The sequence below is a fragment of the Undibacterium sp. YM2 genome (assembly GCF_009937975.1).
Classification (GTDB): domain Bacteria; phylum Pseudomonadota; class Gammaproteobacteria; order Burkholderiales; family Burkholderiaceae_D; genus Undibacterium.
This window is the reverse complement of sequence record NZ_AP018441.1, coordinates 3,160,794-3,187,051: the sequence shown is the minus strand read 5'-3', so window position 1 is coordinate 3,187,051 and position 26,258 is coordinate 3,160,794. Positions and strand designations below refer to the sequence as shown.

At 50.6% G+C, this 26,258-nt stretch carries 24 protein-coding genes and 1 other RNA gene; 10 read left to right on the top strand and 15 right to left on the bottom strand.

Annotated elements, in window-relative coordinates; genetic code table 11:
- Nucleotides 1-5 precede the first annotated feature (5 nt).
- On the bottom strand, nucleotides 6-914 hold the full coding sequence (locus tag UNDYM_RS14415) for an ABC transporter ATP-binding protein (RefSeq protein WP_162041659.1): 909 nt from the start codon (nucleotides 912-914) through the stop codon (nucleotides 6-8).
- A gap of 258 nt (nucleotides 915-1,172) precedes the next feature.
- On the opposite strand from UNDYM_RS14415, the gene ffs reads away from it, so the two are divergent.
- An RNA gene (ffs, locus tag UNDYM_RS14410) (signal recognition particle sRNA small type) lies at nucleotides 1,173-1,271 on the top strand.
- Between the two features lie 67 nt (nucleotides 1,272-1,338).
- Here ffs and UNDYM_RS14405 read toward each other — a convergent pair.
- From UNDYM_RS14405 to UNDYM_RS14375, 7 genes are all read right to left on the bottom strand, one after another.
- The gene (locus tag UNDYM_RS14405) at nucleotides 1,339-3,612 is read right to left on the bottom strand and encodes an ATP-binding protein (protein ID WP_162041658.1); all 2,274 of its coding nucleotides are present in this window, start codon (nucleotides 3,610-3,612) and stop codon (nucleotides 1,339-1,341) included.
- Between the two features lie 82 nt (nucleotides 3,613-3,694).
- Nucleotides 3,695-4,177 carry a cache domain-containing protein gene (locus tag UNDYM_RS14400; protein WP_162041657.1) on the bottom strand — a complete coding sequence of 161 codons (483 nt, stop codon included), beginning with the start codon at nucleotides 4,175-4,177 and terminating at the stop codon, nucleotides 3,695-3,697.
- A 281-nt stretch (nucleotides 4,178-4,458) separates the two neighbouring features.
- The gene (locus UNDYM_RS14395) at nucleotides 4,459-5,772 is read right to left on the bottom strand and encodes an MFS transporter (RefSeq protein WP_174244943.1); all 1,314 of its coding nucleotides are present in this window, start codon (nucleotides 5,770-5,772) and stop codon (nucleotides 4,459-4,461) included.
- An 11-nt stretch (nucleotides 5,773-5,783) separates the two neighbouring features.
- Nucleotides 5,784-6,830 (bottom strand): MerR family transcriptional regulator, encoded by a 1,047-nt coding sequence (locus tag UNDYM_RS14390; RefSeq protein ID WP_162041656.1) that lies wholly within the window; start codon nucleotides 6,828-6,830, stop codon nucleotides 5,784-5,786.
- An 86-nt stretch (nucleotides 6,831-6,916) separates the two neighbouring features.
- A complete protein-coding gene (locus tag UNDYM_RS14385) occupies nucleotides 6,917-7,360 on the bottom strand; it encodes a DoxX family protein (protein ID WP_162041655.1) in 444 nt (147 codons plus the stop codon).
- Nucleotides 7,361-7,528: 168 nt separating this feature from the next.
- The gene (gene hslO, locus UNDYM_RS14380; RefSeq protein ID WP_162041654.1) at nucleotides 7,529-8,455 is read right to left on the bottom strand and encodes an Hsp33 family molecular chaperone HslO; all 927 of its coding nucleotides are present in this window, start codon (nucleotides 8,453-8,455) and stop codon (nucleotides 7,529-7,531) included.
- A gap of 13 nt (nucleotides 8,456-8,468) precedes the next feature.
- Nucleotides 8,469-8,993 carry a gamma carbonic anhydrase family protein gene (locus UNDYM_RS14375; RefSeq protein WP_162041653.1) on the bottom strand — a complete coding sequence of 175 codons (525 nt, stop codon included), beginning with the start codon at nucleotides 8,991-8,993 and terminating at the stop codon, nucleotides 8,469-8,471.
- Nucleotides 8,994-9,090: 97 nt separating this feature from the next.
- On the opposite strand from UNDYM_RS14375, the gene UNDYM_RS14370 reads away from it, so the two are divergent.
- A complete protein-coding gene (locus UNDYM_RS14370; protein ID WP_162041652.1) occupies nucleotides 9,091-9,894 on the top strand; it encodes a ferritin-like domain-containing protein in 804 nt (267 codons plus the stop codon).
- Nucleotides 9,895-9,909: 15 nt separating this feature from the next.
- Here UNDYM_RS14370 and UNDYM_RS14365 read toward each other — a convergent pair whose 3' ends face one another.
- Nucleotides 9,910-10,530: a GIN domain-containing protein gene (locus tag UNDYM_RS14365; RefSeq protein WP_162041651.1), complete on the bottom strand. Its 621-nt coding sequence runs from the start codon at nucleotides 10,528-10,530 to the stop codon at nucleotides 9,910-9,912.
- Nucleotides 10,531-10,637: 107 nt separating this feature from the next.
- Entirely contained in the window at nucleotides 10,638-11,171 is a 534-nt protein-coding gene (locus UNDYM_RS14360; RefSeq protein WP_162041650.1) for a GNAT family N-acetyltransferase, read from the bottom strand.
- A 199-nt stretch (nucleotides 11,172-11,370) separates the two neighbouring features.
- Between UNDYM_RS14360 and UNDYM_RS14355 the strand changes: the two genes are divergently transcribed.
- Nucleotides 11,371-11,925: a flagella assembly protein FlgT middle domain-containing protein gene (locus tag UNDYM_RS14355; protein ID WP_162041649.1), complete on the top strand. Its 555-nt coding sequence runs from the start codon at nucleotides 11,371-11,373 to the stop codon at nucleotides 11,923-11,925.
- A 23-nt stretch (nucleotides 11,926-11,948) separates the two neighbouring features.
- Here UNDYM_RS14355 and UNDYM_RS14350 read toward each other — a convergent pair whose 3' ends face one another.
- Nucleotides 11,949-13,673, bottom strand: a complete 1,725-nt coding sequence (locus UNDYM_RS14350) for an acyl-CoA synthetase (protein WP_162041648.1) — start codon at nucleotides 13,671-13,673, stop codon at nucleotides 11,949-11,951.
- A gap of 145 nt (nucleotides 13,674-13,818) precedes the next feature.
- Here UNDYM_RS14350 and UNDYM_RS14345 point away from each other — a divergent pair, with 145 nt between their 5' ends.
- From UNDYM_RS14345 to UNDYM_RS14320, 6 genes are all read left to right on the top strand, one after another.
- On the top strand, nucleotides 13,819-14,712 hold the full coding sequence (locus UNDYM_RS14345; protein WP_162041647.1) for an alpha/beta fold hydrolase: 894 nt from the start codon (nucleotides 13,819-13,821) through the stop codon (nucleotides 14,710-14,712).
- Between the two features lie 99 nt (nucleotides 14,713-14,811).
- The gene (locus tag UNDYM_RS14340) at nucleotides 14,812-16,065 is read left to right on the top strand and encodes a cystathionine gamma-synthase family protein (protein ID WP_162041646.1); all 1,254 of its coding nucleotides are present in this window, start codon (nucleotides 14,812-14,814) and stop codon (nucleotides 16,063-16,065) included.
- 114 nt (nucleotides 16,066-16,179) lie between these two features.
- A complete protein-coding gene (locus UNDYM_RS14335) occupies nucleotides 16,180-18,678 on the top strand; it encodes an ABC transporter permease (protein ID WP_162041645.1) in 2,499 nt (832 codons plus the stop codon).
- A 38-nt stretch (nucleotides 18,679-18,716) separates the two neighbouring features.
- Nucleotides 18,717-19,349: a glutathione transferase gene (gene yfcF, locus UNDYM_RS14330; RefSeq protein WP_162041644.1), complete on the top strand. Its 633-nt coding sequence runs from the start codon at nucleotides 18,717-18,719 to the stop codon at nucleotides 19,347-19,349.
- Between the two features lie 12 nt (nucleotides 19,350-19,361).
- Entirely contained in the window at nucleotides 19,362-19,775 is a 414-nt protein-coding gene (locus tag UNDYM_RS14325) for a group II truncated hemoglobin (protein WP_162041643.1), read from the top strand.
- Between the two features lie 49 nt (nucleotides 19,776-19,824).
- On the top strand, nucleotides 19,825-21,303 hold the full coding sequence (locus UNDYM_RS14320; RefSeq protein WP_162041642.1) for a DNA recombination protein RmuC: 1,479 nt from the start codon (nucleotides 19,825-19,827) through the stop codon (nucleotides 21,301-21,303).
- 16 nt (nucleotides 21,304-21,319) lie between these two features.
- Here the strand turns inward: UNDYM_RS14320 and soxR are convergent, their stop codons facing one another.
- Nucleotides 21,320-21,790: a redox-sensitive transcriptional activator SoxR gene (soxR, locus tag UNDYM_RS14315; RefSeq protein WP_162041641.1), complete on the bottom strand. Its 471-nt coding sequence runs from the start codon at nucleotides 21,788-21,790 to the stop codon at nucleotides 21,320-21,322.
- Between the two features lie 90 nt (nucleotides 21,791-21,880).
- On the opposite strand from soxR, the gene UNDYM_RS14310 reads away from it, so the two are divergent.
- On the top strand, nucleotides 21,881-22,942 hold the full coding sequence (locus UNDYM_RS14310) for a questin oxidase family protein (protein WP_162041640.1): 1,062 nt from the start codon (nucleotides 21,881-21,883) through the stop codon (nucleotides 22,940-22,942).
- Here the strand turns inward: UNDYM_RS14310 and UNDYM_RS14305 are convergent.
- From UNDYM_RS14305 to UNDYM_RS14295, 3 genes are read right to left on the bottom strand one after another with little or no spacing between them, the layout of a single operon-like run.
- Complete coding sequence (locus UNDYM_RS14305) at nucleotides 22,918-24,570, bottom strand: sensor domain-containing diguanylate cyclase (RefSeq protein WP_162041639.1); 1,653 nt, start codon at nucleotides 24,568-24,570, stop codon at nucleotides 22,918-22,920. The genes UNDYM_RS14310 and UNDYM_RS14305 overlap by 25 nt on opposite strands.
- A gap of 11 nt (nucleotides 24,571-24,581) precedes the next feature.
- A complete protein-coding gene (locus UNDYM_RS14300; protein ID WP_162041638.1) occupies nucleotides 24,582-25,010 on the bottom strand; it encodes a hypothetical protein in 429 nt (142 codons plus the stop codon).
- Nucleotides 25,011-25,018: 8 nt separating this feature from the next.
- Nucleotides 25,019-26,230, bottom strand: coding sequence for a hypothetical protein (locus tag UNDYM_RS14295; protein WP_162041637.1), 1,212 nt, complete (start codon nucleotides 26,228-26,230; stop codon nucleotides 25,019-25,021).
- Between the last annotated feature and the right edge of the window lie 28 nt (nucleotides 26,231-26,258).

Sequence of the window (26,258 nt, the reverse complement as noted above, 5' to 3'; positions counted from 1 at the left end):
ACTCCTCAGGCTGTGCGTTGAACTGGCGATGTCGCTGGGCTCGTCAGCAAACCGGCCATCGCAGAGAAATAAACATCTTCCAGGTTGCCAGCGGCCGCTTCAAATGCATGGTCCGGCTTTTCATCTGCATATACATGGATGAGTGTGCGGCCTGAGGTCAGGCGGCTGGAGATGAGTTGGTATTTTTGCTGGCAGTCGGCAAGTTCGCTTTTTTCTATAAAGCGTTTCCAGATTTTTCCCTGTATCTGTGCTATCAGGGTAAGTGGCTGCCCGGTCAGTATGACTCGTCCCTTGTTGATGACTGCCATGTTATTGCACAGGTCTGCAACGTCTTCGACGATGTGGGTAGAGAGGATGACGATTTTTTCTGTACCTATGTCAGCCAGCAAATTATGGAAGCGCACCCGTTCTTCTGGGTCCAGGCCTGCAGTGGGTTCATCGACGATGATCAGTTTGGGATCGCCAAGCAGGGCCTGGGCTATGCCAAAACGCTGGCGCATGCCACCAGAAAATCCGCCGAGGTGCTTGCTCCTGACATTGTAGAGATTGGTTTGGTGCAATAAGGCCTCGACTACCTCTTTACGCTGCTTGCGCTGATCTAGCCCCTTGAGAACGGCAAAATGATCCAGCAAGTCATAGGCGCTGACCTTGGGGTAAAGTCCAAAGTCCTGTGGCAGGTAACCCAGCAAGCGGCGGATATGGTCTTTGTGCTCGTGGATATTGATATCGTCCAGCAGAGCAGTGCCCGCATCGGCATCCTGCAAGGTTGCCAATGTGCGCATCAGGGTTGATTTGCCTGCGCCATTTGGTCCCAGTAAGCCAAACATGCCAGCAGGTATGGTCAGATTGATATCATTAAGTGCTTGTACACCATTGCTGTATTGTTTTGATAGCTGCTGTATGCGAAGTTCCATGCTTTTTTCCTGTTTGTAATTGAGCTAATCCATGCGCAACGGGCGCGGGCAGACATATCTTATGTAAATGGAATGGGCAAATGGAAGGGTGCGATGAAACTGGGCCAGCCGGGGATGGAAATGAAGAATTGCGGCTTGAATCATTGAATCATTGAATCATTGAAGCAGGGCAGGGGAGTTTGCCGACTGGCTTGGCCGCTTAAGTCAAAATGAACCCAAGTGCTGCAAGTTTGCGCCTGATGCGATATAATATGGGTTGGCGGGCCCCTGCGCATTGCGGCGTGGCCAATCTGGTCAGGTCGGGAACGAAGCAGCCACAGTCACTTACCGCAAGTGCCGCAGATCAGGCTCGCCAACTTCCAGTTTTACATCCCCCCATCTTATTTTCGTCACCATGAGTTTTGCATTCATGGATTTTTGCTGTTCATGCCGCAAATCGGTCTGCTTGCTTGACAGGCGCAATTAATGGAAGTAACAAGTTCAAGCTTGTTCCCTGGCCAGGTTCGCTTTGAAGTTCGATTTTCCCTCCCAGCACATCAGTCACCAGGTTATAGACGATGTGCATGCCCAGACCTGAGCCTCCTTTCCCGAGTTTTGTCGTAAAGAAGGGATCAAATACCCGCGCAAGATGTTCTACTGAAATACCCGCACCGTCATCACTGAAGATGATTTCTACCTGATTAGCTCCGGTCAGGCGGGTCTTCAGGTACATATTGCCATGCTCACAGTGTTCAAAGGCGTGTGTCAGCGAGTTGGTAACAGAATTGGTCAGTATTTGCGCCAGTGCGCCTGGGTAACTTTCCATCGTGACTTCCGGTGCCAGGTCTACATGTAATTGGTGCTTGCTCCGGCTATACATGGGTTCCAGGGTGGTCAGGATTTCGCTCAGAGTGATACTCAGGTCAAAACGCCGTCTTTGATTACCGGACTGATCTACTGCAACCTGCTTGAAGCTGAGTATCAGCTGTGCAGCACGGTCGAGACTGCGTACCAGGATGTTGGCGCCCTTGATAGTTTCCTGCGTCAATTGTGTGAGGATGGAGCGGCGTGGCTGGCTGGTGGATAATTCGTTCTCCATGCTGGCCGCATGGTCTTGCATGGTGGAGGCGACGGTAACGCTATTGCCTATAGGTGTATTCAGCTCGTGAGCGATGCCAGCCACCAGTGAGCCCAGGGCAGCCATTTTTTCAGACCGTATCAACTCATCCTGCATGGTAGTCAGGCTGTCGAGCGCATTTCCCAGTTCTTCATTGGTTTTTTCCAGGCTGTAGGTGCGTTGCCTGACGCGTTCTTCAAGTTCGGCATTCAACTGGCGCATGTCATTTTCCATGGCGCGCATGCGGCTGATGTCGATGGGCGTAAAAATGACCATCCTGTCGCCATCAGATTCCAGCAAGCGTGAAGACAACAGGCAAGTCGCTATACTGCCGTCCTTGTAGCGAAAGCGCATTTCAAATTGATCGACAAAGCCCTGTTCATTGAGTAATTTCAGGTAGGCGGATCGTAAGGAAATATCTTCCCACAGTTGCAATTCTTGCGGTGTTTTGCCAAGGATTTCACTGGGGCTATAGCCAGCCTGCCTGGCCAGGCTATCGTTGATTTCTACAAACCTGTCATTGCTGAGACTGATCAGGGCGAGCGGAACCGGGGAATACTTGAATAAATTGACGAATTTGTTTTCGCTCATGCGCAGCGACATCTCCGATTTTTTCAATGAATCTTCGGAGCGGTGCAGACGGCGTATGTGCAGCCATAATAAAAATGTCAGCGCACCCAGTAATAGTATGGTTGCCCCCGAAAACACGATGCGGTCACGGGTGCGGTCGCGCCAGGCAGCCAGGATGGAATCACTGTCACGTGCAAACACAGAAACGATAGGGAAACCGGCGATTTTGCGATAAGTATAAAGGCGCTCTATCTGGTTTTTTTCGTCAAGAAACTGGCTGTCCATAAAATTACCTTCAACAGCCTGCCTGAGCATGTCCTTGATCAGCGGCGATTGCCGGACTTCTTTACCCACATATTCTTTATCAAAGGGGAATCGGACAATGACAGTGCCATCTTCAGTAAACAAAGAGACCATCGCCTTGCTGTCTTTGGCAACCCTGGCATACACAGAGCTGAAATAGGAAACACTGATGTCAGTGCTGATAATGCCAAGATGCTTGCCATTGTCTGCAAACAGGTTGCGGGCAATGGGGACGACGAGTTCGGTATCGTAAAAACGCTGAAAAGGATGGCCGATCACGGCATGCCGTATTTCAGGATGTTTCAGCAACACGGGAATGTAAGTTCTCTCGTCAGCGTCAACCTGAAAGGCTGGGTAGTCTATGGTGCTGACAAAAGCTTTGCCCGAAGGATTAACGTACTGCAGTGCTTTCAATACCTTGTTGAAGGGCTGTGCCTTGGTAATCAGTTCGCGGATGATGTCATCATTAAGCTCTTGTTCGCGGCTCATGGATTGTATGGCACTGATGACCGTGCTCAGGTTGCCGTCAGCTTCCCGCAAGGTCTGGGTAGCATGTTCTTCCAGCAAACGGACAGTCACCAGACCATTTTCATATTCAGATTTGAATGTGACATTGCGGTCTTGCGAGATGGCCCACCAGGTTTGCAAAATAATGGCAACAATTGCCAAACCTGCAAGCAACAGGAAAATGACACCAGCAAACCTGGGTCGTTCAGCCGGTGCTGCCATATCTGTCCTTGTCTCTGTATAAATATTCTTTGTTTGTTTCGTGGTTAATGCAACATCAGACAGGCTATTGGTGTCGTGTGCCTCAGTAGTATACCCCTGTCCCCAGGCAAAAATCCTGTCCAGGAACCCTTTCAACATAGCCTTTTTTCTTTTCCAGGTCCCTGGTGACAGGATTGGGCCAGCGATAGTTCACCCATCCTTTTCCTTTCGAGAAACATTTCTCTACCATTTCCCTGATCAGGAAAACACCATCCTGGTCACGCATGTCGAGCATGACTTTGCCAACAATCTTGGGGTTTTTGCCATGCACAGACTGATATCCCTTCTGGTCCAGGGTGAAAAGGTAAAGGTCACCTTTTTTATTGATTTCACTGACAGAATTGAAGGGGCTGTCCAGCCGGTTGAATTCGATAACGGCCTTCTCTACGCCGTAAGTCTTGATATATTCCTGGGCTTTTTGTATCAGAGCCAGGGCTTCAGCTTCCGTGCTTCTCTCTACAGCTATCGCCTGAAGTGGGACGCTGACAAATAAACTCAGAACCAAAGCGTAGCAAGTTCTTTTCATGCTGGTCTCCCTGTTCTGGCAGCATCTGAAGAGATATAACTGATATCCGATTTTGTATCATAGGGTTAAAGCGGGCAAGGATAGGTCAAATAAAAGTTAATTGTTGCTTAAATTAGCTCGATTTAACAATGAAATCGTTGTTTTTCAGAAAGTGCATGCAGGCCAGGATAAGGGGGGGCATGCATGAGCGGGATTTGATTGCTATTTTGCCAGCGGCGAGGCGGCCGGGCGCGCATGATGATATGCGCGCCAGTGCCGGATTGCCTGGTGTTGGTGATGTACTATGCAGCAGCCCTTTTGTCTGTCACGGTGGCGATAGGGCTGAACTGTGTTGCAGTGATGACGATCAGGATCAGCAAGCTGCCACTACCCATGAACAATTGCGGTATCGTGATGCTTCGCAGTAGCCAGCCTGTGAAAGCAGCAGAGACCGGCCCTATGCCCATGAAGATAAACATGAACATGCTCATGGCGCGACCTATCATATGTGGCGGTACCTGTTTTTGTACCCAGGTAAATACGGCCACATGCAAGAAACCACCGAGTATGCCCACGCTTAGCAAAATCAGTGCCCCTTGCCAGCTTGCGCTGATCAGGCCCATGGGTGCGAAAAGTATGCCGACCAGAAAATCGACCAGCAGGATAGTGCGGCCAAGGTTGCCAAAGCGCAGATTGGGCTTCATGGCTGCCAGTGCCATGCCCAATAAGGTGCCTGCACCGTGTGAGCCTGCCAGTAAGCCCAGTGCGCTGGCACTATTGCTGAGCTGGTTTGCCATCACCGGCAGGGCAATCTGTATTGGCCCCATGATGAAGAAAGCGATTGCCGCCCAATAGATAAAGCAGCTACGCAGTTGTTTCTCATTCCAGCAATAACGCAAACCTTCTGAGAGAGACTTCAGCAGTGCCGGTTTTTGTGCTGCAGGTGTTGCGCCAGGTGATGCTGGCATGCCTTCATTCATCCTGACCTTGCTCAGTGTCCAGGCTGAAAAAGCATAGGTAAAACAGTCAAAGAAAAATGCTGCTGCCAGGCCTTGCGCATCATGGACCATGCCACTTTCTTGCGTACCAAACAGGGCGATCAACAGACCCGCCAGTACGGGGCCGATGAACATGGTCAACTGACGCATGCCCAGCATGATGCCATTTGCTGGCTGCAATTGTGATGGCTGTACGACACGCGGCAACATCGATGTACCTGAAGGTATGCTGAAGGCTGTCGATATACCCAAACCCAGGGCCAGCGCATAGACCATCCATAATTCCAGTTTGCCGTAAAAAATCAGGGCACTCAATATACCCAGTAGCAGTGTATTGATGTATTTGGTTTGCATCATCACAGTCTTGGGCGAGTAGCGATCGACCACTGCTCCACCCAGCAATATCAATAATGCGCGCGGCACGCTGATCAATGCCAGCACGATGCCGAGTATCAGGGTATCACCAGTCATCTTCAGGACAAGCCAGGGCAGGGCGATTAAAGTAAATTGGTCACCCAGCATGGAGATCGCGCCGCCGCCTATCATCCAGAGGAAATTGCTGTCCTTGAATATGCCCTTGGGCTTGCTGTCGGCTGTATTCTTGTTTATTTCGTTCATACTGTTTTCCTTCAATTCTGCTTCATGGGGTAATTCTTTTCGAGAATTGCCAATCCCTGGCGAGCGTAGGCAATGATGGATGGCGTTAATCCGCCTCCTATACTTAGCTCGGGCTCTTTTTCATGGATGCTCCTGACCTTGAGCATGGTGGGCAGATGGTTACCCCAGGCGTCCATGAACAGGGTGCGCCACTTGATTAAAATGGCTTGCACGTCCGGGTGTTCGGGTGGCAGGTTCAGGGCCATTTTCTGTCTCACTTCAGAAAAGACCCGGGTCCAGGATTCGGCATTTTTAAAAAAGGAGTGACGGAAATACTTCAGTTCTTCTTCACTCAGGTGTTTCCTGTAAATGTCGTACCTGACCTCTACTGATGCCTGGGTGATAAAGTCCATCATCTCATCATCGACACCGCTTAATGACTGCAGTGAAGGTTCTTTTCTGTGCATCAAAGTGAATTTGCTGAGTAATCTGGGGTCAGGCATGATCTGGCTCATGGCTAGCACCCATTCCCTGGCCAATTGCTTGGCCACAGGATCAAGCGGTGAGGTTTTTTGATCCAGCAAGCTCCTGGCTGCCTGGATAAGGGGCGACATGTGAGTTTCAAGCTTGCTTTTTGCCTGTAGCTCCAGTTCACGCATGTGCAAAATCTCATCGCGACTGAAGTACTTGCCTATCAAACTCATCATTTCCAGCGTCGAAAGCCAATATTCCAGATTGGGTTCGCTTTTGGCTTTCAACACGCCCGACAATTGTTGCAGCCTGTCGCGTAACTCCATGCTCTGGGCTATCTGCTGATCCAGGCCAGAAATCTGTTCGTCTATGACAAAGTGCAAATCATTGCCAGCGCCGTTGATGACATCGCCCACTTCTGCCAGCGATAAATTCAGGCGGCGCAGGGCTTGTATGTGGTGCAGGCGTTTGATGTCCGACCTGTCGTAGAGGCGATATCCTGCCTCTGAGCGCGCAGATGGCTTGAGCAAGCCAATTTTGTCGTAGTGATGCAGTGTGCGTATGGTCAGGCCAGTGCGGCTGGCCAGTTCACCGATTTTCAATAACATACCTGATCTCCTTCAATGAGGGAGACTATAAAGCCTCACCTAATGTCAGGGTCAAAGGTTTTTTGAAAATATTTTTATTGCCTGATTTATTTATCTTTTTTATCTTTTTTGCTATTTTCTGGCCAATAGGCCCACATGACACCCAGCAAACTGGTCAACAGTATAAAGCCCCATTCCATGCCACCCTGACCTGGGCCTACAACATACCAGCCATAGTGGGAGTGAACATGGAGCAATCCAAAGCAGACAACAATGATATGACCCAGGCAGGCAGGGACGACAAAGCGATTGGCCAGTAATGCCAGGCTGCTGGCTGTTTGCACCAGCAAGACCATCCATGCCAGGGCAGTGCCAAAAGGGTAGCCAAGTTCAGTCAGGAACTCGCCGAATTTTGGGATATTTGCTATGTGGGTGTAGCCATGCAGAGGGTGCATCAAAATAATCAGCGCGACACCGATGCGTACGATATCCATGCCGCGGTGCTGGTTGGCTGGATTTGCTTGATTTAATTTATACCATTGTTGAATCATGGAAAGTCTCCGGAATAATGAGCTTTCGACAATGGCAGAAAATCAAATTGGAAATTCGTTTATGTGATCAAACACTCATGCAGAGTGATGAATTCAAGGTGGATTTGAGATGGAAATAGTCTGGCGACGCGCAGTCACCAGACCAATGGATCAATAGACCAATACACATTAATGCTTGATTTCAGGCGCGGTCAGCGTACCCTCAGTCAGCGTGCTGGCAACGAACAACTGCGCGCAATCCACTTTGTCGAAGCCATAGTGCTTACCACAGAAATCGCAATTGATATCCAGCGTGCCCAGGTCAGCAATGGCTGACTTTATTTCTTCCTCACCCAGCATTCTGAGCATGTCACCGACTTTTTCCCGGGTGCAGTTGCACTGGAACTGCGGATGCAGAGGATCGAATACGCGTATGGTTTCTTCCCAGAACAGGCGGTGCATGAGTATGTCTATGCCTGTGCTGAGCAATTCCGGGCGCTTCAGGGTATCACCCAGCATGACGGCATGGTTCCAGGCTTCGGTTTCATCTTCCACTTGGGCTTCTACACCACCGGTTTTAGGCAGTTTTTGTAACAGCATGCCACGTGCGACCTGGTCGTCCGCCGCCAGCCACAGCTTGGTATCGAGCTGTTCTGAGCGCTGCATATAGTTTTCTATGACAGTTGCAATGCTGTCACCATCGAGCGGCACGATGCCCTGGTAAGCCTGCTGGCCTGGCAATTTATTGTTCGGGTCGAGCGTAATCACAAAACGACCTTTGCCATGGGAATGGATCAGGTCAGTCAGGCTGGCGTCGTCTGCGATATTGGCATGCTCACCGAGTTTGGCAGTGGCACGCATTTTCAGTTCGCCATCGCATTCAACCACAAGCAATTTCACCGGGCCATCGCCATGGATTTGCATGATCATGGTGCCATCAAACTTCAGGTTGGCGGACAGCAGGGCAGATGCCGCCATCAATTCACCAAGTATGGTTTGTACCGCAGCCGGATAAGTCTTGCGCGCCAGGGTTTGTTGCCAGGTGTGGGTCAGTTCGACCATTTCGCCGCGTACACCGGCATGTTCGAACATGAATTTTTGTAAGGTATCAGTCATTGTTATCGCTAAATCAGTCTATGCGTTTCAGTTGTGTTTTAAAGGCTTGCCCACGTTTTACGTAAGTGTCGGCATTGCGCTGCAGACCGGCAATATCGGCTTCACCCAGTGTTCTGACAACTTTGGCGGGCGAGCCTATGATGAGGGAGTTGTCAGGAAATTCCTTACCTTCCGTGACCAGTGCACCTGCACCAACCAGACAGTTTTTTCCTATCCTTGCGCCATTCAGCACTACCGCCTGTATGCCTATCAATGAGCCATCACCAACAGTGCAGCCATGCAGCATGGCCTGATGGCCGACAGTCACATTTTTACCTATCACCATGGGGTAGCCAGGATCAGTATGTAAAATGCTGCCTTCCTGTACATTGCTGTTTTCACTGATGGTAATCAATTCATTGTCGCCGCGTATGGTGACGTCAAACCAGATGCTGGCATTGGCTCCTATTTCGACTTTGCCTATGATGTTGGCGCTGTCGGCAATATAGGCGGATGCGTCAATTTCAGGGCTGAGGTCACCGAATTGGTAAATGGGCATGATTTTTCCGTAAAATGGCGCTTTATTGTTGGCGCAATATTGGCTAAAGCCCGTATTGTAAACCTCAGCGGGCTTGCTTGCCCGACTTCGCATCGATATGAACGATAAACTTATTAATGAATTAAGGGGTGATGCCCTGATGGCTTTGCTTGAGCCTGACCCTCAACGTAAATGTGAGGCTATCCACGCAATTCTCAAGGAGCCTTTGCTGGATGTTGCCAAGGTTTTTGTGGAACCGGCGGGCATACCCGGGCGCTTGAGCAAGCCCGAACTGGTGCCACCAGGTAAAGTAGGTCGTCGTGCCATGAATACAGTAGAGGGCAGGGCAGTACTCATCCATGCGCTGGCGCACATAGAACTGAATGCAGTCAACCTGGCTGCGGATATCATTTGGCGTTTTGCCGGTATGCCAACGCAGTTTTATCTGGACTGGTTGAAAGTGCTGAAGGAGGAGGCTTATCACTTCCAGTTACTGGATGGACATTTACATACCCAGGGGTTTGCCTACGGCGATTTCACTGCCCATAACAGCCTCTGGGAAATGGCAGAGAAAACCAGGAGTGACCTGCTGGCCCGTCTCGCCCTGGTGCCACGTACGCTGGAGGCACGCGGTCTGGATGCAACGCCAGCCGTCATGGCCAAGCTTGCGCAGGCAGGTGACCAGGCTGCTGCCGATATACTGGCCATTATCCTGCACGATGAAATTGGTCATGTTGCCATAGGCAATTTCTGGTACAAGAAACTCTGCGCTGAACAAGGGCTGGATATTATTTCGACTTATGCCGAGATGGCCCGTAAATACAAGGCCCCACCAGTGCGGGGGCCTTTTAACCTTGCAGGCAGGCGGGCCGCCGGGTTTGATGAAGATGAATTACGTGCCTTGCAAGCAGCCGCAAACTGAGCTGCCAGGACTTGTTTAATCGCCAGCACGTACCGAGCCTATACCTTCGACAGACTTGCTGACATTGCGTGGGCGGCCATAATAAGTCAGGCTGCCTATGCCTTGTACGGATGCATTCAGGCTGTCGCGTGCATTGACAGATACCGAGCCTATGCCTTCTATGTGCGCATCCACCTGTTCGGCAATCAGGTCCTTGGTTTCTACCAGGCCCACGCCTTCGGCCCGCAGGATAAATGATTTGACCTTGCCATTCGCGACCAGCATGCCTGCCCCTTCGTAATACAAGGCAAAGTGGGGGCCAGAAAGATTGTTCAAAACGGTTTTACCCGCACCTTCCATCTTGAAACGGCTCAGTTCTGGGATGCTGATGATGACCTGGGAGTTGTCGCTGACCTTGATGGAATTTTTTTCTTTATAAGAAATGACCAGTTCGTCACCAATGACTTCAGTAATGACATTATTGACAAACCTTTCATTGCCCTTGACTTGTACAGACTGGGATTTGCCAACTTCCACCACCAGGCTGAAGGCACTGCGGGTCTTGATGGACTTGAAGGCGGGCAGGTTACGGGTTTGCTCATCGGCAAAAGCAGTAGAACTGAGCAGCAGGGCAGCTATCAACAAGATGTGGCGCATGGTTTTCTCCAATGTAAGTGTGTTGCATTGGTGCCAGTATTGCCAATTTTGTCCTTGCCTGCGCACGCTTTGCGATGAACTGCAAAATTCTGGGGATGAGCCGTCATTCAGGCCGGGCGCACCGTATTCAGCTTTTCATAGTGCAGCATATCCAGCCATACGCCATTGCGAAAGACTGAAGCATGCGAGTGGCCATACTCTATGAAGCCGCATTTGCGCATGATGGCCTGGGATGGCAGGTTGTCAATGATGACGGTGGCCTCAATCCGGTTCAATTTGAGTTCTTCAAATGCCTGCTTGACGACGGCATTGACTGCGGCTGTCGCATAGCCATGGCCTCCATGCCGTTTGCTGAAGCGGTATCCCAGGAAAGCCTTATGGTATTGATCTTGTTCAACGCCACGCAGGGTGATGCGGCCAACGACTTCATTCTCTATCCATGCCAGGTAGTGATATTCACGATTGGCGCTGGCCAGGTATTGTGCCTGTTCAAGGCTGGAACGTACTTCTGGCAGGCAATAAAAGTCATTGCCCCGGCTGGCTATCCATTCTTCAAAATGGTCGCGGTTTTCCTGTTCAAATGCGAGTACGGCAGCGGCATCGTCGGATTTGACGAGCGTAATGATCAGAGATGAACTCATGGAGATGATGTCAAAGCTGGTTGATGAATGAAGGATTGTAATGGATGCTTAAAGTTGTTGCTGTTACTGTCGTAATCAAGATAAACCACTTGCATTGAAGAATGTCATGACAGCACTCATAAGATCAATCAGATCAATGGTAAACCGGATTGCGTTAATTTTACTCGGCGTATTCTTTTCTGCGCACTCCATCGCACAAATGACCGATCCCGGTTTGCCGCCTAATTTGCCGTCCAATAAGGCTCTGGTATTGACAGGCTTTGCCGTCAATAAACCAGTCCAGGTACTGGATATTGATGACGCTTCACAGGGTTTCCCCAAGGCGATTGCCCGCAGACTCATGCGTGAACGACAAGTTCAGGTGCGCACCTCGCCTGATTTGTTATCGTTTGACTGGCAGCAGGATGTGCCACCAGCGAATCTCTTGCAGCAACTGGGGCGCACTTATGCCAGCCGCTACATCGTCTCAGGTGAGATACGCAACGCGGGTACCAAGATAGATACCAACCTGTTTGGCCTGACGCAAAAAAGAACCCGTGCCATAGAACTGGAGGTACGCATCTATGACGCAAGTACTGGTCAACTGCTGGCGCAGCAGGAATTCTCAAATGCCGTTGCAGGTAATGTGAGTATAGGACGTGAGCATGTCTTCGATGGCGCAGCCTTCAATAGCACCCTGTATGGCAAGACTATCAGCGACATGCTGGACCAGGTTGCGAGTCTGGTCAGTGCCACGGTGATGGCGCAGCACTGAGCGGGTTTGAATTGTAGTTTGAATTATTTTGCTGCGCGCTCCTCTTCACGCAGCCGTAATATGCGCCGCTGTATCTTGCCTGTGGTGGTCATAGGCAAGGCGTCGATAAATTCTATCTCCTTCGGATATTCATAGGGTGCGAGTTTGCCGCGCACATGGGCTTGCAATTCCTTGATCAGGGCATCATCACCCTGAAACCCCTGGCTCAACACCACATACGCCTTGACCAGGTTGCCACGTTCTTTGTCTGGCTTCGGCACCACAGCAACGTTTGCCACTGCCGCGTGCTTGACCAGGCAATTCTCGATTTCTGAAGGGCCTATGCGGTAACCTGCCGCCTTGAACATATCGTCTGCCCGGCCCTGATACCACAGGTAGCCATCGGCGTCGCGGGTAGCCAGATCACCCGTCCGGCACCAGTCGCCAGTAAATTTATTGCGGGTTGCCGTATCATTTTTCCAGTAACCCAGGAAGAACACCGGGTCAAGATGGCCGTAGGCATCATAGCGGCTCATGGCAACTTCACCTGTCTCGCCATCTGCCACTTCTTTGCCATCGTCATCAATGATGGCAACCCTGTGTCCAGGATAGGGCCGCCCCATGCTGCCCGGTTTGGCTGGCCACAACTGATGGCTATTGCCGACGATGTAGTTCATTTCAGTCTGGCCAAACATTTCATTTGGTGTGATGTTCAGCGCTTTTTCACACCAGTTGAAGACTGCATCACCGACAGCCTCACCCGCAGTCATGATGGCGCGCAGGACGAGCTTGTATTTCTTCCTGGGCTTGGGCTCTGCCTTCATCATCATTTTCAAGGCGGTAGGGAACAGGAAGGTATTCGTGACCTGATATTTTTCCAGCAAATAGTAGGCAGTTTCTGCAGTAAAGCGCCCCTGGTAGCCAACAATGGGTTTGCCAAAATACAGGGTGGGCAACAAGGCATCCATCAAACCACCAGTCCAGGCCCAGTCAGCTGGTGACCAGAATACATCTTCATCTTTCGGGAACCAGTTTTGCGAAGCCACAAAGCCAGTCAGATTACCGATAATGGCAGAATGCGGTAGCAGCGCACCTTTGGGCGCACCAGTAGTGCCGCTGGTGTAAATCAGGATGGCAGGATCGCTGGAGCGGGTATCGGCAATGTGTGCAGTGACAGGCATGTTGGGTACATGGGTTTCCCAGTCTATGCAGGGTGGCATGTCGTCACTGGTATCGCAATCTACGGTAATGACGGTTTTCAGGTCGGGACAGCGGCTGCGTATTTCTTCAAATGCCTTTATCCTACTGCCATCCAGGACAATGGCGATGGACTGGCTGTGTTGCAGCCGGTATTCCAGCGCCTCTGGCCCGAACAAAAAGGACAAGGGCATGACGATGGCACCAATTTGAAGGCAAGCCATGATGGTAATCGCGGTTTCTGGTCTTTGTGGCAAGATGCAGGCGATCACATCACCACGCTGTATGCCTTCCTGCAAGAGCAGATTGGCAAGCTGGTTGGCTTGTTCATGTAGTTGCTGATAAGTCAGGCGGCGGCTATTGCCTTCGCTGTCTTCATAAAGAATGGCAGTCTTCTTTGCGTGTTTATGCTTTACCGCCCACCGGTGACAACAGGCTTCTGCGATATTGAAATTGCTGGGTACATCCCACCTGAATTCGTGATAAAGCTGATCATAATGATCAACATGGGTAACTTGATCAGCTTTTGTATCGTTTTCTGTCTTGTCTTTGAGTTTGTTCAACTGCTTCATCCTGTCTCCGTTATAATAATCGAACGGTCGTGCTATTGTATGCTTATGCTGCAAGTGCCCTGAAGCATTAGTATCATGCTACTTGATAATGCGCTGTACAGGCTGGCGTTTGCCCGTATTTCCAGATGAAAAATATTAAATTCTTATGAATACTCTATTCAAGCCTTCACGCACGTCCTTTCTTGATATCCGTGGTCTGCAATACCATGTGCGCAGTTGGGGGCGGGAAGATGCGCCCAAGATCATCATGCTGCATGGCTGGATGGATGTGTCTGCGTCTTTCCAATTCGTTGTCGATTGCCTGAAGCATGACTGGCAAGTGCTTGCGCCCGACTGGCGTGGCTTTGGATTGACTGAATCGCCCAATGTCGATACTTACTGGTTCCCCGATTATCTGGGTGACCTTGATGCGCTGCTAAGGCATATCTCGCCGGATGAACCTGTGAACCTGCTGGGGCATAGCATGGGCGCGAATGTCGCTGGTCTGTATGCAGGCGTGCGGCCAGAGCGCGTGCGCAAGTTTATTAATCTTGAAGGCTTTGGCATGCCGGTGACCCATCCCAAACAGGCACCAGGACGCTACAGGAAGTGGCTGGATGAGTTGGAAAACCAGGCTGGCTTGCGTACTTATGCTTCGCAGGCAGAAGTCGCCGCCCGTTTGCAAAAAACCAATCCTCGTCTGTCGAATGAAAGAGCGGCATTTCTTTCTGCCCATTGGGCGAGGGAAACCAGACCCGGTTGCTGGGAGATTTTGGGGGACCCTGCCCACAAGCAAACCAGCCCACTTTTGTATAGGGTGGAAGAGGTCATGGCCTGCTGGCAAAAAATCACAGCGCCTGTATTGTGGATGGAGGCAGATGACACCAATGTCTGGCACTGGATGGGACCTAAAGAAGAAGCTCGCCTGGAAATAGACAGGCGCCTGGAACATATACCGCAGCTACAAAAAGAGATGATTTTCGATGCCGGGCACATGCTGCACCATGACCAGCCAGAAAAATTGGCAGAATTGATAGAGGCTTTCTTGCTGAAGGAGTGATTTAACTAGCCTTGCTGCCTCGGCACAAGAATGAAAAAGCGAGTTCTGGGTTAAACTCCCAGAACTCGCTTTTTATTTTCTATTCTTATTTCCGGCACCATGAGCACGACACCTCAATCTCCCAAATACGGCTTCACCACCACTATCCTGCATAGCGACAGACAAAAAGACATAGAGCACGGCTCTGTTCATAAGCCCATCCATACCTCAGTCATGTATGGTTACAGCGATGCGCGTGATCTGGCAGCTGTGTTCCAGAATAAACAATCTGGCTACCGCTATGGTCGTCAAGGCAATCCTACGGTCTCTGCACTGGAAGAAAAAATCAGCAAGATGGAAGGCGGGCTGTCGACTATTGCGTTTGCGACCGGCATGGCTGCCATAGGCGCGGTGTTCCAGGCATTGTTGCGCCAGGGTGATCATGTCGTGTCATCCTCATTCTTGTTTGGTAATACCAACAGCCTGTGGCAAACCGTTGCTGGTCAGGGCGTTGATGTTTCTTTGGTGGATGCCACTGATGTAAACCATGTTGCGGCAGCATTGACGCCAGCAACCCGCATGGTGTTTGTCGAGACCATCGCCAATCCACGCACGCAAATCGCTGACTTGAAAAAGATAGGTGAACTCTGCCGTGAAAAAGGCATCCTGTTTGTGGTCGATAACACTATGACTTCGCCTTATCTGTTCCAGCCCAAGACTGTGCATGCAGGTCTGGTGATCAATTCACTCACTAAATCCATCGCTGGACATGGCAATGTACTGGGTGGTGCCTTGACGGATACTGGCTTGTTCGACTGGAGCGCATTTCCAAATATTGCCGCCAACTTCCGCAAACAGCCTGCAAAGATGCAGGGTCTGGCACAAATCAGGGCCAAGGCTTTGCGTGATTTTGGTGCCTCGCTGTCGCCAGAAGCTGCACATCAGGTGGCAGTAGGCGCAGAAACCATTGCCCTGCGTATGGACAGGGAATGTACCAATGCGATGGCTCTGGCAAAAATGCTGGCTGCCGACCCGCGTGTCGCAGCGGTGCATTATCCTGGCTTGTCAGATCATCCACAGCATGCCCTGGCAACTGAGTTGTTTGCGGCCTATGGTGCCTTGTTCAGTTTTGAGTTAAAACCAGAGATTGATTGCTTTGATTACCTGAATCGCCTGAAGCTGGCGATCAACGCAACGCATCTTGGGGATACCCGCACCCTTGTTATTCCGGTTGCACACACCATTTTCTTTGAGATGGGGGCAGAGCGTCGTGCCGAGATGGGAATAGCTGACTCTTTGATGCGCGTTTCTGTCGGCATAGAAGATACCCAAGATTTGTTGGCTGATTTTGCGAATGCGTTGGTAGAAGAGTAAAAAAGCAAGGCGAACTTTGAACTAAAGCCATTTTTGCAGCACTACTGTCTGGGTGTCTGATGGTGCTGCATTTGGCGTGTATTCGATTTTAATTTCTGTATTGGCAAGGTAACCATGTTTAAACTCTCTCTCAGTATGACGATGCGTGACTGGCGTGCTGGTGAGCTGCGCTTTTTATTGATTGCCTTGATGATCGCCGTGGCCTCCCTGGCCTCGGTCGGTTTCTTTACCGACAGGATGCGCAGCGGCCTTAACCGCGATGCACACCAGTTGCTAGGTGCTGACTTGCTGGTCGCGGCTGATCAGCCTATCAAGCCAGAGTGGCGACAAGAAGCAGAAAAACGCGGCTTCAGGACGGCAGAAACATTAGTCTTTCCGAGTATGGCGCTGGCGGGCGAGGGCGATGAAGCCATATCCCGCCTGGTATCTTTAAAAGCCGTGAGTGCAGATTACCCTTTACGTGGCAAGCTGAAGCTAAACAAGGGCGAAACCGAAGTTGCTACCGATGTCGTCCCTCAATCAGGCACAGTGTGGGTAGATCCTGCCTTGCTGTCTGCTCTGAATTTGAATGTGGGTCAAAAAATCAAGCTGGGTGAGCTGCAATTGACAGTGACCCAGACCATAGGTACAGAACCCGACCGTGGTGCCGGTTTCATGAATTTTGCACCGCGCGCCATGATATCGCTGACAGATATACCTGCCAGCAAGCTGATACAAAATGGGTCGCGTGTAACTTACCGTTTGCTCATGGCGGGCGATGCCAAATTGATCGCTGCCTATCAAAAAGAGCTGCAGGGCAAAATAGAAAGTGAAAAACTCAAAGGCATACGCCTGGAGTCACTTGAATCAGGCCGCCCGGAAATGCGCGCCACGCTAGACAGGGCAGATCAGTTCCTGTCGCTGGTGAGTCTGTTGTCAGCCATGCTGGCCGCAGTGGCGATTGCCATGGCAGCGCGCCGCTTCATGTTGCGCCATCTGGATGCCTGCGCCATGTTGCGATGCCTGGGACTGACGCAAAACCAGGTCATGTCCATGTATCTGATTGAATTCCTGATTTTGGGTTTGCTGGGCAGTTTCGCTGGTGTGCTGCTGGGTTATGCAGGCCATTATGTCTTGCTCGAATGGTTGGGCAAGCTGGTCGCCAAGGATTTGCCAGATGCGAATTTCTTACCAGCCGTGCAGGGTATCGCCACAGGTTTATTGCTGCTGGTAGGCTTTGCCTTGCCACCGATTTTGCAACTGCGTAATGTGCCACATAACCGCGTCATACGACGTGAGCAAGATGCACCCAAGGCAATGACACTAGTGACTTATGCCTGTGGCCTTGGCATGTTCGTGGCTTTGTTGTTATGGCAAACGGCTGATATCAAGTTGGGCTTAATGACTGCGGCAGGCTTTTTGGTCGGTTTGCTGGTATTCGCGCTGGTTGCCTGGCTGGGCATGTTTTCACTCAAACGCATGCGTACATTATTCGCACATTCTGCCTGGCGTTTTGCCATTACTGCCTTGCAAAGGCGGCCTGGCGCGACTATCGTACAAGTCGTCTCCCTTGCTCTGGGTTTGATGGCCTTGCTGCTGTTGACTGTAGTGCGCGGTGACCTCATCACTGCATGGAAAAAAGCTACCCCGGCAGATGCGCCAAATCAGTTTGTCATCAACATACAGCCAGATCAAAAAACAGATATTGCCAAGCAACTGGATGCCTTTGGCAAGCCCCAGCTTTATCCGATGATACGCGGGCGTTTGATTGCCTTGAATGACAAGCAGATCACTGGCGACACCTATGTAGAAGACCAGGCCAAGCGCATGGTCGATCGCGAATTCAATTTATCGACCATGCCTGACATGCCTGCCCTGAACAAGATCACTGCTGGTCGCTGGTATGACGATAGCAAGGCAACAGAAGCCGAGGCGTCGGTGGAGGAGGGCATAGCCAAAACCCTGAAGCTGAAGCTGGGTGACAAGATGACTTTTGATGTCGCAGGTCAGCAAGTGACATCAACCATCACCAGCCTGCGCAAGCTGGACTGGGGTTCGATGCGGGTGAACTTCTTTGTCATCATCAATCCTAAAGCCATGGTCGATATGCCGCAAACCTGGATCACGGCTTTCCGTTTGCCTGAAACAGATAAGAATTTCGTCAATCGCTTCATGCGTGATTTCCCTAATCTGACCGTGGTGGATGTGGGTGCCATGATCAAGCAAATGCAGGATGTGCTGAACCAGGTGATTACGGCAGTAGAATTTCTGTTCCTGTTCACGCTGGCCTCTGGTGTGCTGGTGTTATATGCGGCGCTGGCTGGCTCTCAAGATGTACGCATGCGAGAGGCAGCGCTCTTGCGTGCATTAGGCGCAACCCGCAAACAACTCTCACAGGCGCAGTGGATAGAATTCTTGCTGATAGGTGGCTTGTCTGGTGTATTGGCAGCTTCTGGTGCATCAGCCATAGGCTGGGCACTGGCACGTTTCAGTTTCAATTTTGAATGGACTTTCTCGCCACTGGTGTGGCTGGCGGGCCTGGTTGTTGGTGCTACTTGCGCCGTAGTCGGCGGCTGGCTGGGTTTGCGTAATGTATTGAATCAGCCGCCTCTGCAAAGCCTGCGCGAAGCTTGATATCAGCGTATTACTGAATTAATTTGAAGGGATATATCTTGCAAAAACAAGACATCAAACTGTATGTAGATTCACAATTTACCAGCCCTTATGCGATGTCGGTATTCGTCGCCCTGCATGAAAAAGGCCTGGACTTTGATTTGCTGACGGTAGACCTGGAAGCTGATGCCCAGCATGCGCCCGACTATGCCGCTACGTCGCTGACACAACGCGTGCCTACCCTGGCGCATAATGGTTTTGCTCTGTCTGAATCTTCAGCGATTACCGAGTACCTGGAAGAAGTATTTCCACAGCAGGCTGTTTATCCCAAAGACACGCACGCCCGTGCCAGGGCAAGGCAGGTGCAAGCCTGGATACGCAGCGCCCTGATGCCTATACGGGTAGAGCGCAATACCCAGGTCATCTTCTATGGCAAGAAGCTGGAGCCTCTGTCTGACGCTGCCAAAGCAGCAGCGGCGCAATTATTCCTGGTGGGTGAATCATTGATATCAGATAGTGCTGAAAACCTCTTTGGTGACTGGTCTGTCGCTGATCTTGATCTCGCCTTGATGATTAATCGTCTGGCCCTGCATGGCGACCATGTACCTGAAAAATTAGCTAGGTTCGCAGCTCAGCAATGGCAAAGACCTGCAGTGCAATTATGGGTGAATCAGGCCAGGCCAGCACTTTAAGTAATAAATGATATGAATACTGAAGTTGAAGATAATGAAGAAGCCCAGGTCAATTTATATCAATTGCTGGGCGGCGCAGAAAAACTGCGTGAAATGGTTGACCGCTTTTATGATTTGATGGAGCTGGAACCAGAATTTGCCGGCATACGCGCACTGCATCCCAATCCCATGGATGGGTCACGCGACAAGCTGTACTGGTTCTTGTCTGGCTGGATGGGCGGCCCTGATTTGTATATAGAACAGTTCGGTCATCCACGCCTGCGCGCACGCCATCTGCCGTATGCCATCGCCAGCAGCGAGCGCGATCAATGGTTGCGCTGCATGGCCTGGGCTATGCAGGATGTCGGCGTAAGCGAAGATTTGCAGCAGCATTTGATGCAATCGTTTTACCAGACCGCTGACTGGATGCGTAACCGCCCTGGCTGAGTTTCCAGGCTTCGCAATTTGAAATCCCTTTTCACCTGAATATTTTTCTATGAGCCTGTTTGAGGTACTGATACTTTTGCTGGCTGCGCTGGCCGTTGTCTTGAATATTGTGCTACTGCTGCGCAAGAAAGATGGTCAAGACGTGGGTGGCATCCTCGCCATACAGGAGCAACTGCGCCAGACTCAACAACAATCATTGCAGTCGCAAATGACGCAGGAACGCAGTGAACGCGCATTGAGAGAACAGGTGCAATTGACAGCCCAGACTGGCCGCCAGGAACTGGCTGGCAGCTTTGGTCAGTTACAGCAAAACCTGGCCGCCCAGTTGACCAGCGTGGCAACGCTGCAAAATAACCAGATCGATGCATTCTCCCAGCAACTGGTGAAACTCAATGAAACCAATGCCCAGCAACTGGAGCAATTCAGGCAGGCTTTCATCCTGCAAGGACAGGTCGCCCGTGACGAGCAAGGTCAAAGCCTGAAGCGCTTTGGTGACAGCCTGAATCAAACTTTGCTTGCATTGACAGAATCAAATGCCCAGCGCATGAATGAAATACGCGCAACGCTGGAGCAAAAGATTCAGCAATTGCAGGCAGACAATGCAGGCAAGCTCGAAGAAATGCGCAAGACTGTCGATGAAAAACTGCATGCGACGCTGGAACAGCGACTTGGAGAGTCATTCAAGCTGGTCTCTGACCGTCTCGAAAAAGTGCATCAGGGCCTGGGTGAAATGCAGCAACTCGCGATAGGTGTCGGTGACCTCAAACGCGTGTTGACGAATGTGAAAACCCGTGGCACCTGGGGCGAAGTGCAGCTGGAAATGGTGCTGGAACAAATGCTGACGCCAGACCAGTATGCCAAAAATGTAGAAACCGTACCCGGTTCAGGCGAGCGGGTGGAATTCGCCATCAAGCTGCCAGGCAAGGAAGAAAACAGGGCCCCTGTATGGATGCCCATCGACGCGAAATTCCCCAAAGAGCAATATGAGCGCCTGATCGATGCCGCAGAACGTGCCGATGCAGAAGGGGTAGCGCAGGCTGGCAAAGAGCTGGAGAGGGCGATACGCCTTGAGGCTAAAACCATATCCGAGAAATACCTTTCACCACCGTTGACGACGGATTTCGCCATCCTATTCCTGCCGACAGAGGGCCTGTACGCAGAAGTCATGCGCAGGCCTGGCCTGGCTGATGAATTGCAACGCACTTGCCGTGTTTCCATCTCTGGCCCATCGACTTTATCGGCATTGCTGAACAGCCTGCAAATGGGTTTCCGCAGCCTGGTACTGGAACAGCGCTCATCAGAAGTTTGGCAAGTACTCGGAGCGGTCAAGACAGAGTTTGGCAAATTTGCCGATGTACTGACCGCCACCAAAGTCGCGCTGGAAAAAGCGGCAAAAAATATCGATCAGGCAGAAGTCAGAACACGGCAAATGACGCGGAAACTCAAAAGCGTCGAAGCCCTGCCTGCTGATACTGCGCAAAGCTTGCTGGGCACCAGTATTGATGCTGGTGATGCAGATACTGAATAAAGATGCTTTGACCTAATTAAACCAGGTTTGAAGATTTATCCCCCATTAAATAACGCGGCCCAGTACCTCTGGTATGGGCAATGTCTTGTGGGTTATATAACGCGCAGGATTTGAGCGACAGGCAGCCGCAGCCTATACAGGAACTTAGCTGGTCACGCAAGGCTGTCAATGACCTGATGCGCTCTTCTATCAGGGCATGCCATGATCTTGACAGCTTTTCCCAATCCTGCTTTGTCGGCGTCCGCTGGCCGGGCAGGGTAGCCAGACTATTTTCTATTTCTTCCAGTGTCAGCCCTGCTGTTTGCGCCGCCTTGATAAATGCAACGCGGCGCAATACTTCACGCGGGAATTGGCGGCGTTGCGCCGGACTGCGCACGCTGGTAATCAAACCACGGCTTTCATAAAAGCGCAAAGCACTGGCGGCGATGCCTGATCGTTTGGCAAGTTCACCTATGCTGATCAGGTTTGTATTGTTTGCATCAGCCATCATTTCACTCCAATGTGTAAAAAAGTGTTTGACTTCAAGTTAACTTGAACTTGCATACTACAACACATCAACTATCGATGGAGAGTGCAAATGACGGCTTCAACAACAGCGATGTGCAGTAATGTGATTCTTAAGGACTTGCTGGACAAGAACAGCGAGTTCGCCCTGAATGGCAAAGGAACCACCAACCACTGTCCCATGGCCTTGTGCGCACTTGCCGGCATGGGGGCGAGTGACAGACGTTTGCAGGAATTCTTTGCGCATTGGCGCGATACTTATGCCTTGCCAGCCTTGCCTCCCGCTGTAACCATCAGGTACGAAGACTTTCAGGCTTACCTTGGCAAGAGAGACCATTTTGCTGACCTGCAATCCTGCTTTGCCATTCGTATTGCGCAGCGAGGAAAAGGCGAAGTCATCAGGGAAGTATTGGCCATAGTCCCATTCGCTCCCGCAACAACAGCCTTTCATGCACTGATACGGCTGGCCTATGGTTTGCAAGCTGAGCATGACGGGGAAATAGCTGCCAGTCTCGCTGCACTGGTTGCCGCGAACTTTGCTATCAGCATCGATATCAAAGCGCGACCAGCAGCCAGCTTGGTTGCCTCTGGTTTTTATCAGTTATCGCAAGGCATGAGAGGCAAAACCTATCCAGGCAGGATGATTGCAGAGAAAATGCGTGCAGTCGTCAATGATGAGCAATTTTTGCAAAATTTACCGGGTATGCCTGTCACCGAAAATCTCTTGGATGAGTTGGCGCTCTGGGCGATTTCAGCTTATGGACAAACCAGGGACTTTACGATCTTGCACATAGTCACAGGTGTCAATGCGGCAAGACAGGTCCTGCTTTATCTCGATCAAAAAACACTGTTCAGCAGGCTGCAAGATTTATGGGTAGCGCTATGCGCAGCTTACGTCTCTGTTGGTGCACCAAAGCTCGTGCCGGAATCCGCGTATGAAAGCCGCATGCGCGTAAAACACAGGCAACTCTGCTCCTGGTCGGATTTGTTTGAGAGGGCAATAGAAAGCAATGACGACCATGTGATCAAGCTGACTTATACCTGCGCCCTGGAAATCAGCTTGCAGCCCAATCTGCTTTACCAGATGGTGGTCATGGAAATGCTGGAAGATCAAATAGAGTCATTTGCCTGTTGATGCTTGCTGCTGTTAAGATGGACAACGCGGTAGGCATTTTTACCGCTGCGCTTGACTTCATACATGGCGGCATCGGCTTGACGGAGTAAATCATTGGCATCAAATTCATTTGGGCCGGTATAACTGATCCCTATGCTGGCACCGATTTGCACACACAGGGTTTCATTGATGACGATAGGCTGGCTGGCCAGGGTAATGATTTTTTGAGCAATCTCTTCTGCTTTTTCCAGATATGTCAGGTCTTTTAACAGGATGATGAATTCATCACCGCCGAGGCGGGCAATGAAATCTGATCTTCTGACCGTATTGCTGACCAGGCGTGAAAAGTGTACAAGTACCTGGTCACCAACAGTATGGCCGTGGCTGTCATTGACTTGCTTGAATTTGTCCAGATCTATCATGAGCAGGAAAAAGCCCTGCGCATTGCCATTGGCATATTCCCTGGACAGGCGGCTGATTTCTTTTTCAAAGCCCAGGCGATTGTTGATACCGGTTAAATGATCGGTTACCGCCAGTTGATTGGCACTTTCTTCCTGCGATTTGCGTTCGGTAATGTCATTCACCAGGCCTTGCAGTATGCCGTCTTCGGCCGGGCTGATGACGAGATTGATCCACTTCTTGCTGCTTGAGCTTGCCAGTTGTATGTAAAAGTCGTCAGACATGATCCTGGCTTCATTAATGGCCGCATCGATCATTAGATGCAAGCGTAATTCCTGGCCTTCCAGCAATGAAGTCAGGGCATTCGCAATAATGTCTTTGCCACCATGATCGTCAAGACTGAACATGCGCAGGAAGGCAGGGTTGTAAGAAAGCAGTTCACCAGAAAAATTGAGCTGGAAAATGCCGGTTTCTGCATTTTCAAAAATGGTCTGGAATTTTTTCTCACCTATCGCATGTTGTATGCGCAGGGTTCTTTCTTCATTGAGTGTCTTTAGAAGGCTGGCGACCAGGGTGTTGACGTCGCGTACCAATTGACCGATTTCGTCTTTTTCATTGCCATCTGGCAGGCCCAGCTTGTCACCGGATTCTGGTGCCAGGGTATGCAGGCGGTCTGATATATTTTTAATCGGCCTGGTAATCATGGTCAGTACGACATACACCACTGCAGAAGCCATGGCCAGCGCCTGTAATAACAAGAGATAGACGATGAAGCGGGCCTTGGCTGTACTCTGTTCCCTGATGAAATCAATGTTGGGGTCCAGGTGAATTTCACAGACTTTTTCCTTGGGATTGAATGGAGAATAAACTTCATGCACCAGTTGATTGGACGGGCTGATACCGGGCAGTATGGCAAGCGCGGATTGATCGCTGCCTTTGACCGGTTTCTTGTCAGCCTGGGCAAGGACTTTACCTTCTGAAATGATTTGCACCCGGCTGATATCGCCATTCTTTAATAAGCCGCGTGCGAGTTCTCCTGCCAGATTCTGGTCCAGTACAAAGCAAGCTATGCTGGCGGTATTTTCAACCGTGCTTAACGATGCCTGCATGCGCTGGCGGGCCTGTTCCTGTTCAGATTGTGCAGAGAAGTGATAGCTGAGCAGTGCAAAAAATATACCTACAAGCAGGGCAATACCAAGCACAATGAATGCGCTGCGATAAACGATGCTGGTACGTAGTAGTCTTAACATGCAGGAATCACTTATTGTGTGGGATCATAGATCATTCGGACCCGTTTATCCAGCTTCTTCCGTTCTATATAGCCTATGGCAGCCTTGTTGCTGCTGACGATATCCATTACCTCATCTGCCGATTCTACCTGCATGGGCGGCGAGCCCTGGCCAGAAAACATCAATCTCGCCCAATAAGAATTGATTTCAGGCAGGTTTTTATTGACCAGTAATGCGTAAAACTTTGCCTTTTCGGTATTGGCTGCCGTCATGTCCAGCGGCATGGCATTCATGCCAGATGCCAGTTTGCGGTTTCTGCCCATATACAGGTTGATGACTTCATCCTTGCTCAATTTTTCTATGCCACTTTGTGGATTGGCAATCACCACCAAATCAGCCTGTGCTGCATGACAACAGCCCCAGAAACCAAGACACAAGATAAGATGGCAAAGGGCTTTCATCATTTTCTCTAAAAAATGAAATTGTAGGCAATGCTGATCAGCCTGGCTTTGCCATTCCATCCGGGCTGATTATTCCTGACCAAAAAATAGTCATCAGTCTTGATGTCATCCACTTGCAATTTCACATTGCTTTTTTCTGTCAGGTCAAAGCGCACCCCGAGAGAGAAAGTCGTCTGGCGATTGTATTGATTATTGATCGCGTCATTGAAGGCTGCTGCGAGCATATCGATATCGGGACTGACGCCCAGCGGCAGGCGGCTGGCAGTGTTCTTGTTAACGGGCCTTGATGCCGAGTAAGTAAAATAAGGTGTCCATTGATCGATGCGATAACCGACAGTCAGGTAGGCGGCCCTGTTAGTGGGGAAGAGTAGGGATGCCGAGCTCAGTTGATTGAGCATGAGCTGAGCCTGCAAGGGCCCCTCATCATAGGCAATGCCTGCCGACAGATAAGTGAATTTATTGTCAGTCAGTGATAGTTCATTCGCCAGACCGGCTGCACTGGGAATAAACGCGTTCAGGTAAGGTGAACGCAGGTTGTCCAGCAATGGCTGCAAAGGCGGGAATTCATTTTTGAATGTAAGCTGGCTGTAGCCCAGACGATATATCCAGTTTGAAGTCTGGTATTCAAGATGTCCGCCGAGCAGGCGCGAACGGTTCAGGGACAAGAATTCATCCGGGCTCCCTGTTGAAGTTTTTTCCCTGGCTACACCCGCAAAGACTTTGGCCCGCAATATGCCGCCGCTGAGTGGTGTAGAAAGCACCATGTCACCGCCATCGAAATAGGAAATGATCAGGCTGCCAAAGAAATCAATGGGAGGTCTTACCCATTGATAGGTATAGCCTACATTGCGTGAATCAGCCAGCAGATAGACATCAAATCCAAGGCGGCCTGCACGCAATTGCAGATTATCGTTGGGAACATAGCGGGCATATGCCCAGGTGACTTCAGGCTGGAATTTGTTTGCAGATCTACGGCTGACAACTTGCAGGGCTGTGTCGATATTGTCGCTGACGCTCTTGTTGAGCTGGAGGCCAAAATTGGAGTCCATGCCAAAATCAGTTTGTCTGGTGTAACCAACACCGTCATTCTGCGTCAGATCCCGGACGATATCTACATTACGGGTGTTGCTATGAACGACACCCAGTGTGCCAAAACCGCTGATGGTAAATGGCTTGCTGTCGTCATCTGCAGCATGCACCTGTGTTGCCAGGCTGAGCATGCTGATGCATGAAATAAGATGTAAAAAC

Excerpts from the sequence above, each read along its gene's own strand:
- UNDYM_RS14415 (WP_162041659.1), bottom strand. The coding sequence starts at position 914 with ATGGAACTTCGCATACAGCAGCTATCAAAACAATACAGCAATGGTGTA.
- UNDYM_RS14405 (WP_162041658.1), bottom strand. The coding sequence starts at position 3,612 with ATGGCAGCACCGGCTGAACGACCCAGGTTTGCTGGTGTCATTTTCCTG.
- UNDYM_RS14400 (WP_162041657.1), bottom strand. The coding sequence starts at position 4,177 with ATGAAAAGAACTTGCTACGCTTTGGTTCTGAGTTTATTTGTCAGCGTC.
- UNDYM_RS14395 (WP_174244943.1), bottom strand. The coding sequence starts at position 5,772 with ATGAACGAAATAAACAAGAATACAGCCGACAGCAAGCCCAAGGGCATA.
- UNDYM_RS14390 (WP_162041656.1), bottom strand. The coding sequence starts at position 6,830 with ATGTTATTGAAAATCGGTGAACTGGCCAGCCGCACTGGCCTGACCATA.
- UNDYM_RS14385 (WP_162041655.1), bottom strand. The coding sequence starts at position 7,360 with ATGATTCAACAATGGTATAAATTAAATCAAGCAAATCCAGCCAACCAG.
- hslO (WP_162041654.1), bottom strand. The coding sequence starts at position 8,455 with ATGACTGATACCTTACAAAAATTCATGTTCGAACATGCCGGTGTACGC.
- UNDYM_RS14375 (WP_162041653.1), bottom strand. The coding sequence starts at position 8,993 with ATGCCCATTTACCAATTCGGTGACCTCAGCCCTGAAATTGACGCATCC.
- UNDYM_RS14370 (WP_162041652.1), top strand. The coding sequence starts at position 9,091 with ATGAACGATAAACTTATTAATGAATTAAGGGGTGATGCCCTGATGGCT.
- UNDYM_RS14365 (WP_162041651.1), bottom strand. The coding sequence starts at position 10,530 with ATGCGCCACATCTTGTTGATAGCTGCCCTGCTGCTCAGTTCTACTGCT.
- UNDYM_RS14360 (WP_162041650.1), bottom strand. The coding sequence starts at position 11,171 with ATGAGTTCATCTCTGATCATTACGCTCGTCAAATCCGACGATGCCGCT.
- UNDYM_RS14355 (WP_162041649.1), top strand. The coding sequence starts at position 11,371 with ATGACCGATCCCGGTTTGCCGCCTAATTTGCCGTCCAATAAGGCTCTG.
- UNDYM_RS14350 (WP_162041648.1), bottom strand. The coding sequence starts at position 13,673 with ATGAAGCAGTTGAACAAACTCAAAGACAAGACAGAAAACGATACAAAA.
- UNDYM_RS14345 (WP_162041647.1), top strand. The coding sequence starts at position 13,819 with ATGAATACTCTATTCAAGCCTTCACGCACGTCCTTTCTTGATATCCGT.
- UNDYM_RS14340 (WP_162041646.1), top strand. The coding sequence starts at position 14,812 with ATGAGCACGACACCTCAATCTCCCAAATACGGCTTCACCACCACTATC.
- UNDYM_RS14335 (WP_162041645.1), top strand. The coding sequence starts at position 16,180 with ATGTTTAAACTCTCTCTCAGTATGACGATGCGTGACTGGCGTGCTGGT.
- UNDYM_RS14325 (WP_162041643.1), top strand. The coding sequence starts at position 19,362 with ATGAATACTGAAGTTGAAGATAATGAAGAAGCCCAGGTCAATTTATAT.
- UNDYM_RS14320 (WP_162041642.1), top strand. The coding sequence starts at position 19,825 with ATGAGCCTGTTTGAGGTACTGATACTTTTGCTGGCTGCGCTGGCCGTT.
- soxR (WP_162041641.1), bottom strand. The coding sequence starts at position 21,790 with ATGGCTGATGCAAACAATACAAACCTGATCAGCATAGGTGAACTTGCC.
- UNDYM_RS14310 (WP_162041640.1), top strand. The coding sequence starts at position 21,881 with ATGACGGCTTCAACAACAGCGATGTGCAGTAATGTGATTCTTAAGGAC.
- UNDYM_RS14305 (WP_162041639.1), bottom strand. The coding sequence starts at position 24,570 with ATGTTAAGACTACTACGTACCAGCATCGTTTATCGCAGCGCATTCATT.
- UNDYM_RS14300 (WP_162041638.1), bottom strand. The coding sequence starts at position 25,010 with ATGAAAGCCCTTTGCCATCTTATCTTGTGTCTTGGTTTCTGGGGCTGT.
- UNDYM_RS14295 (WP_162041637.1), bottom strand. The coding sequence starts at position 26,230 with ATGCTCAGCCTGGCAACACAGGTGCATGCTGCAGATGACGACAGCAAG.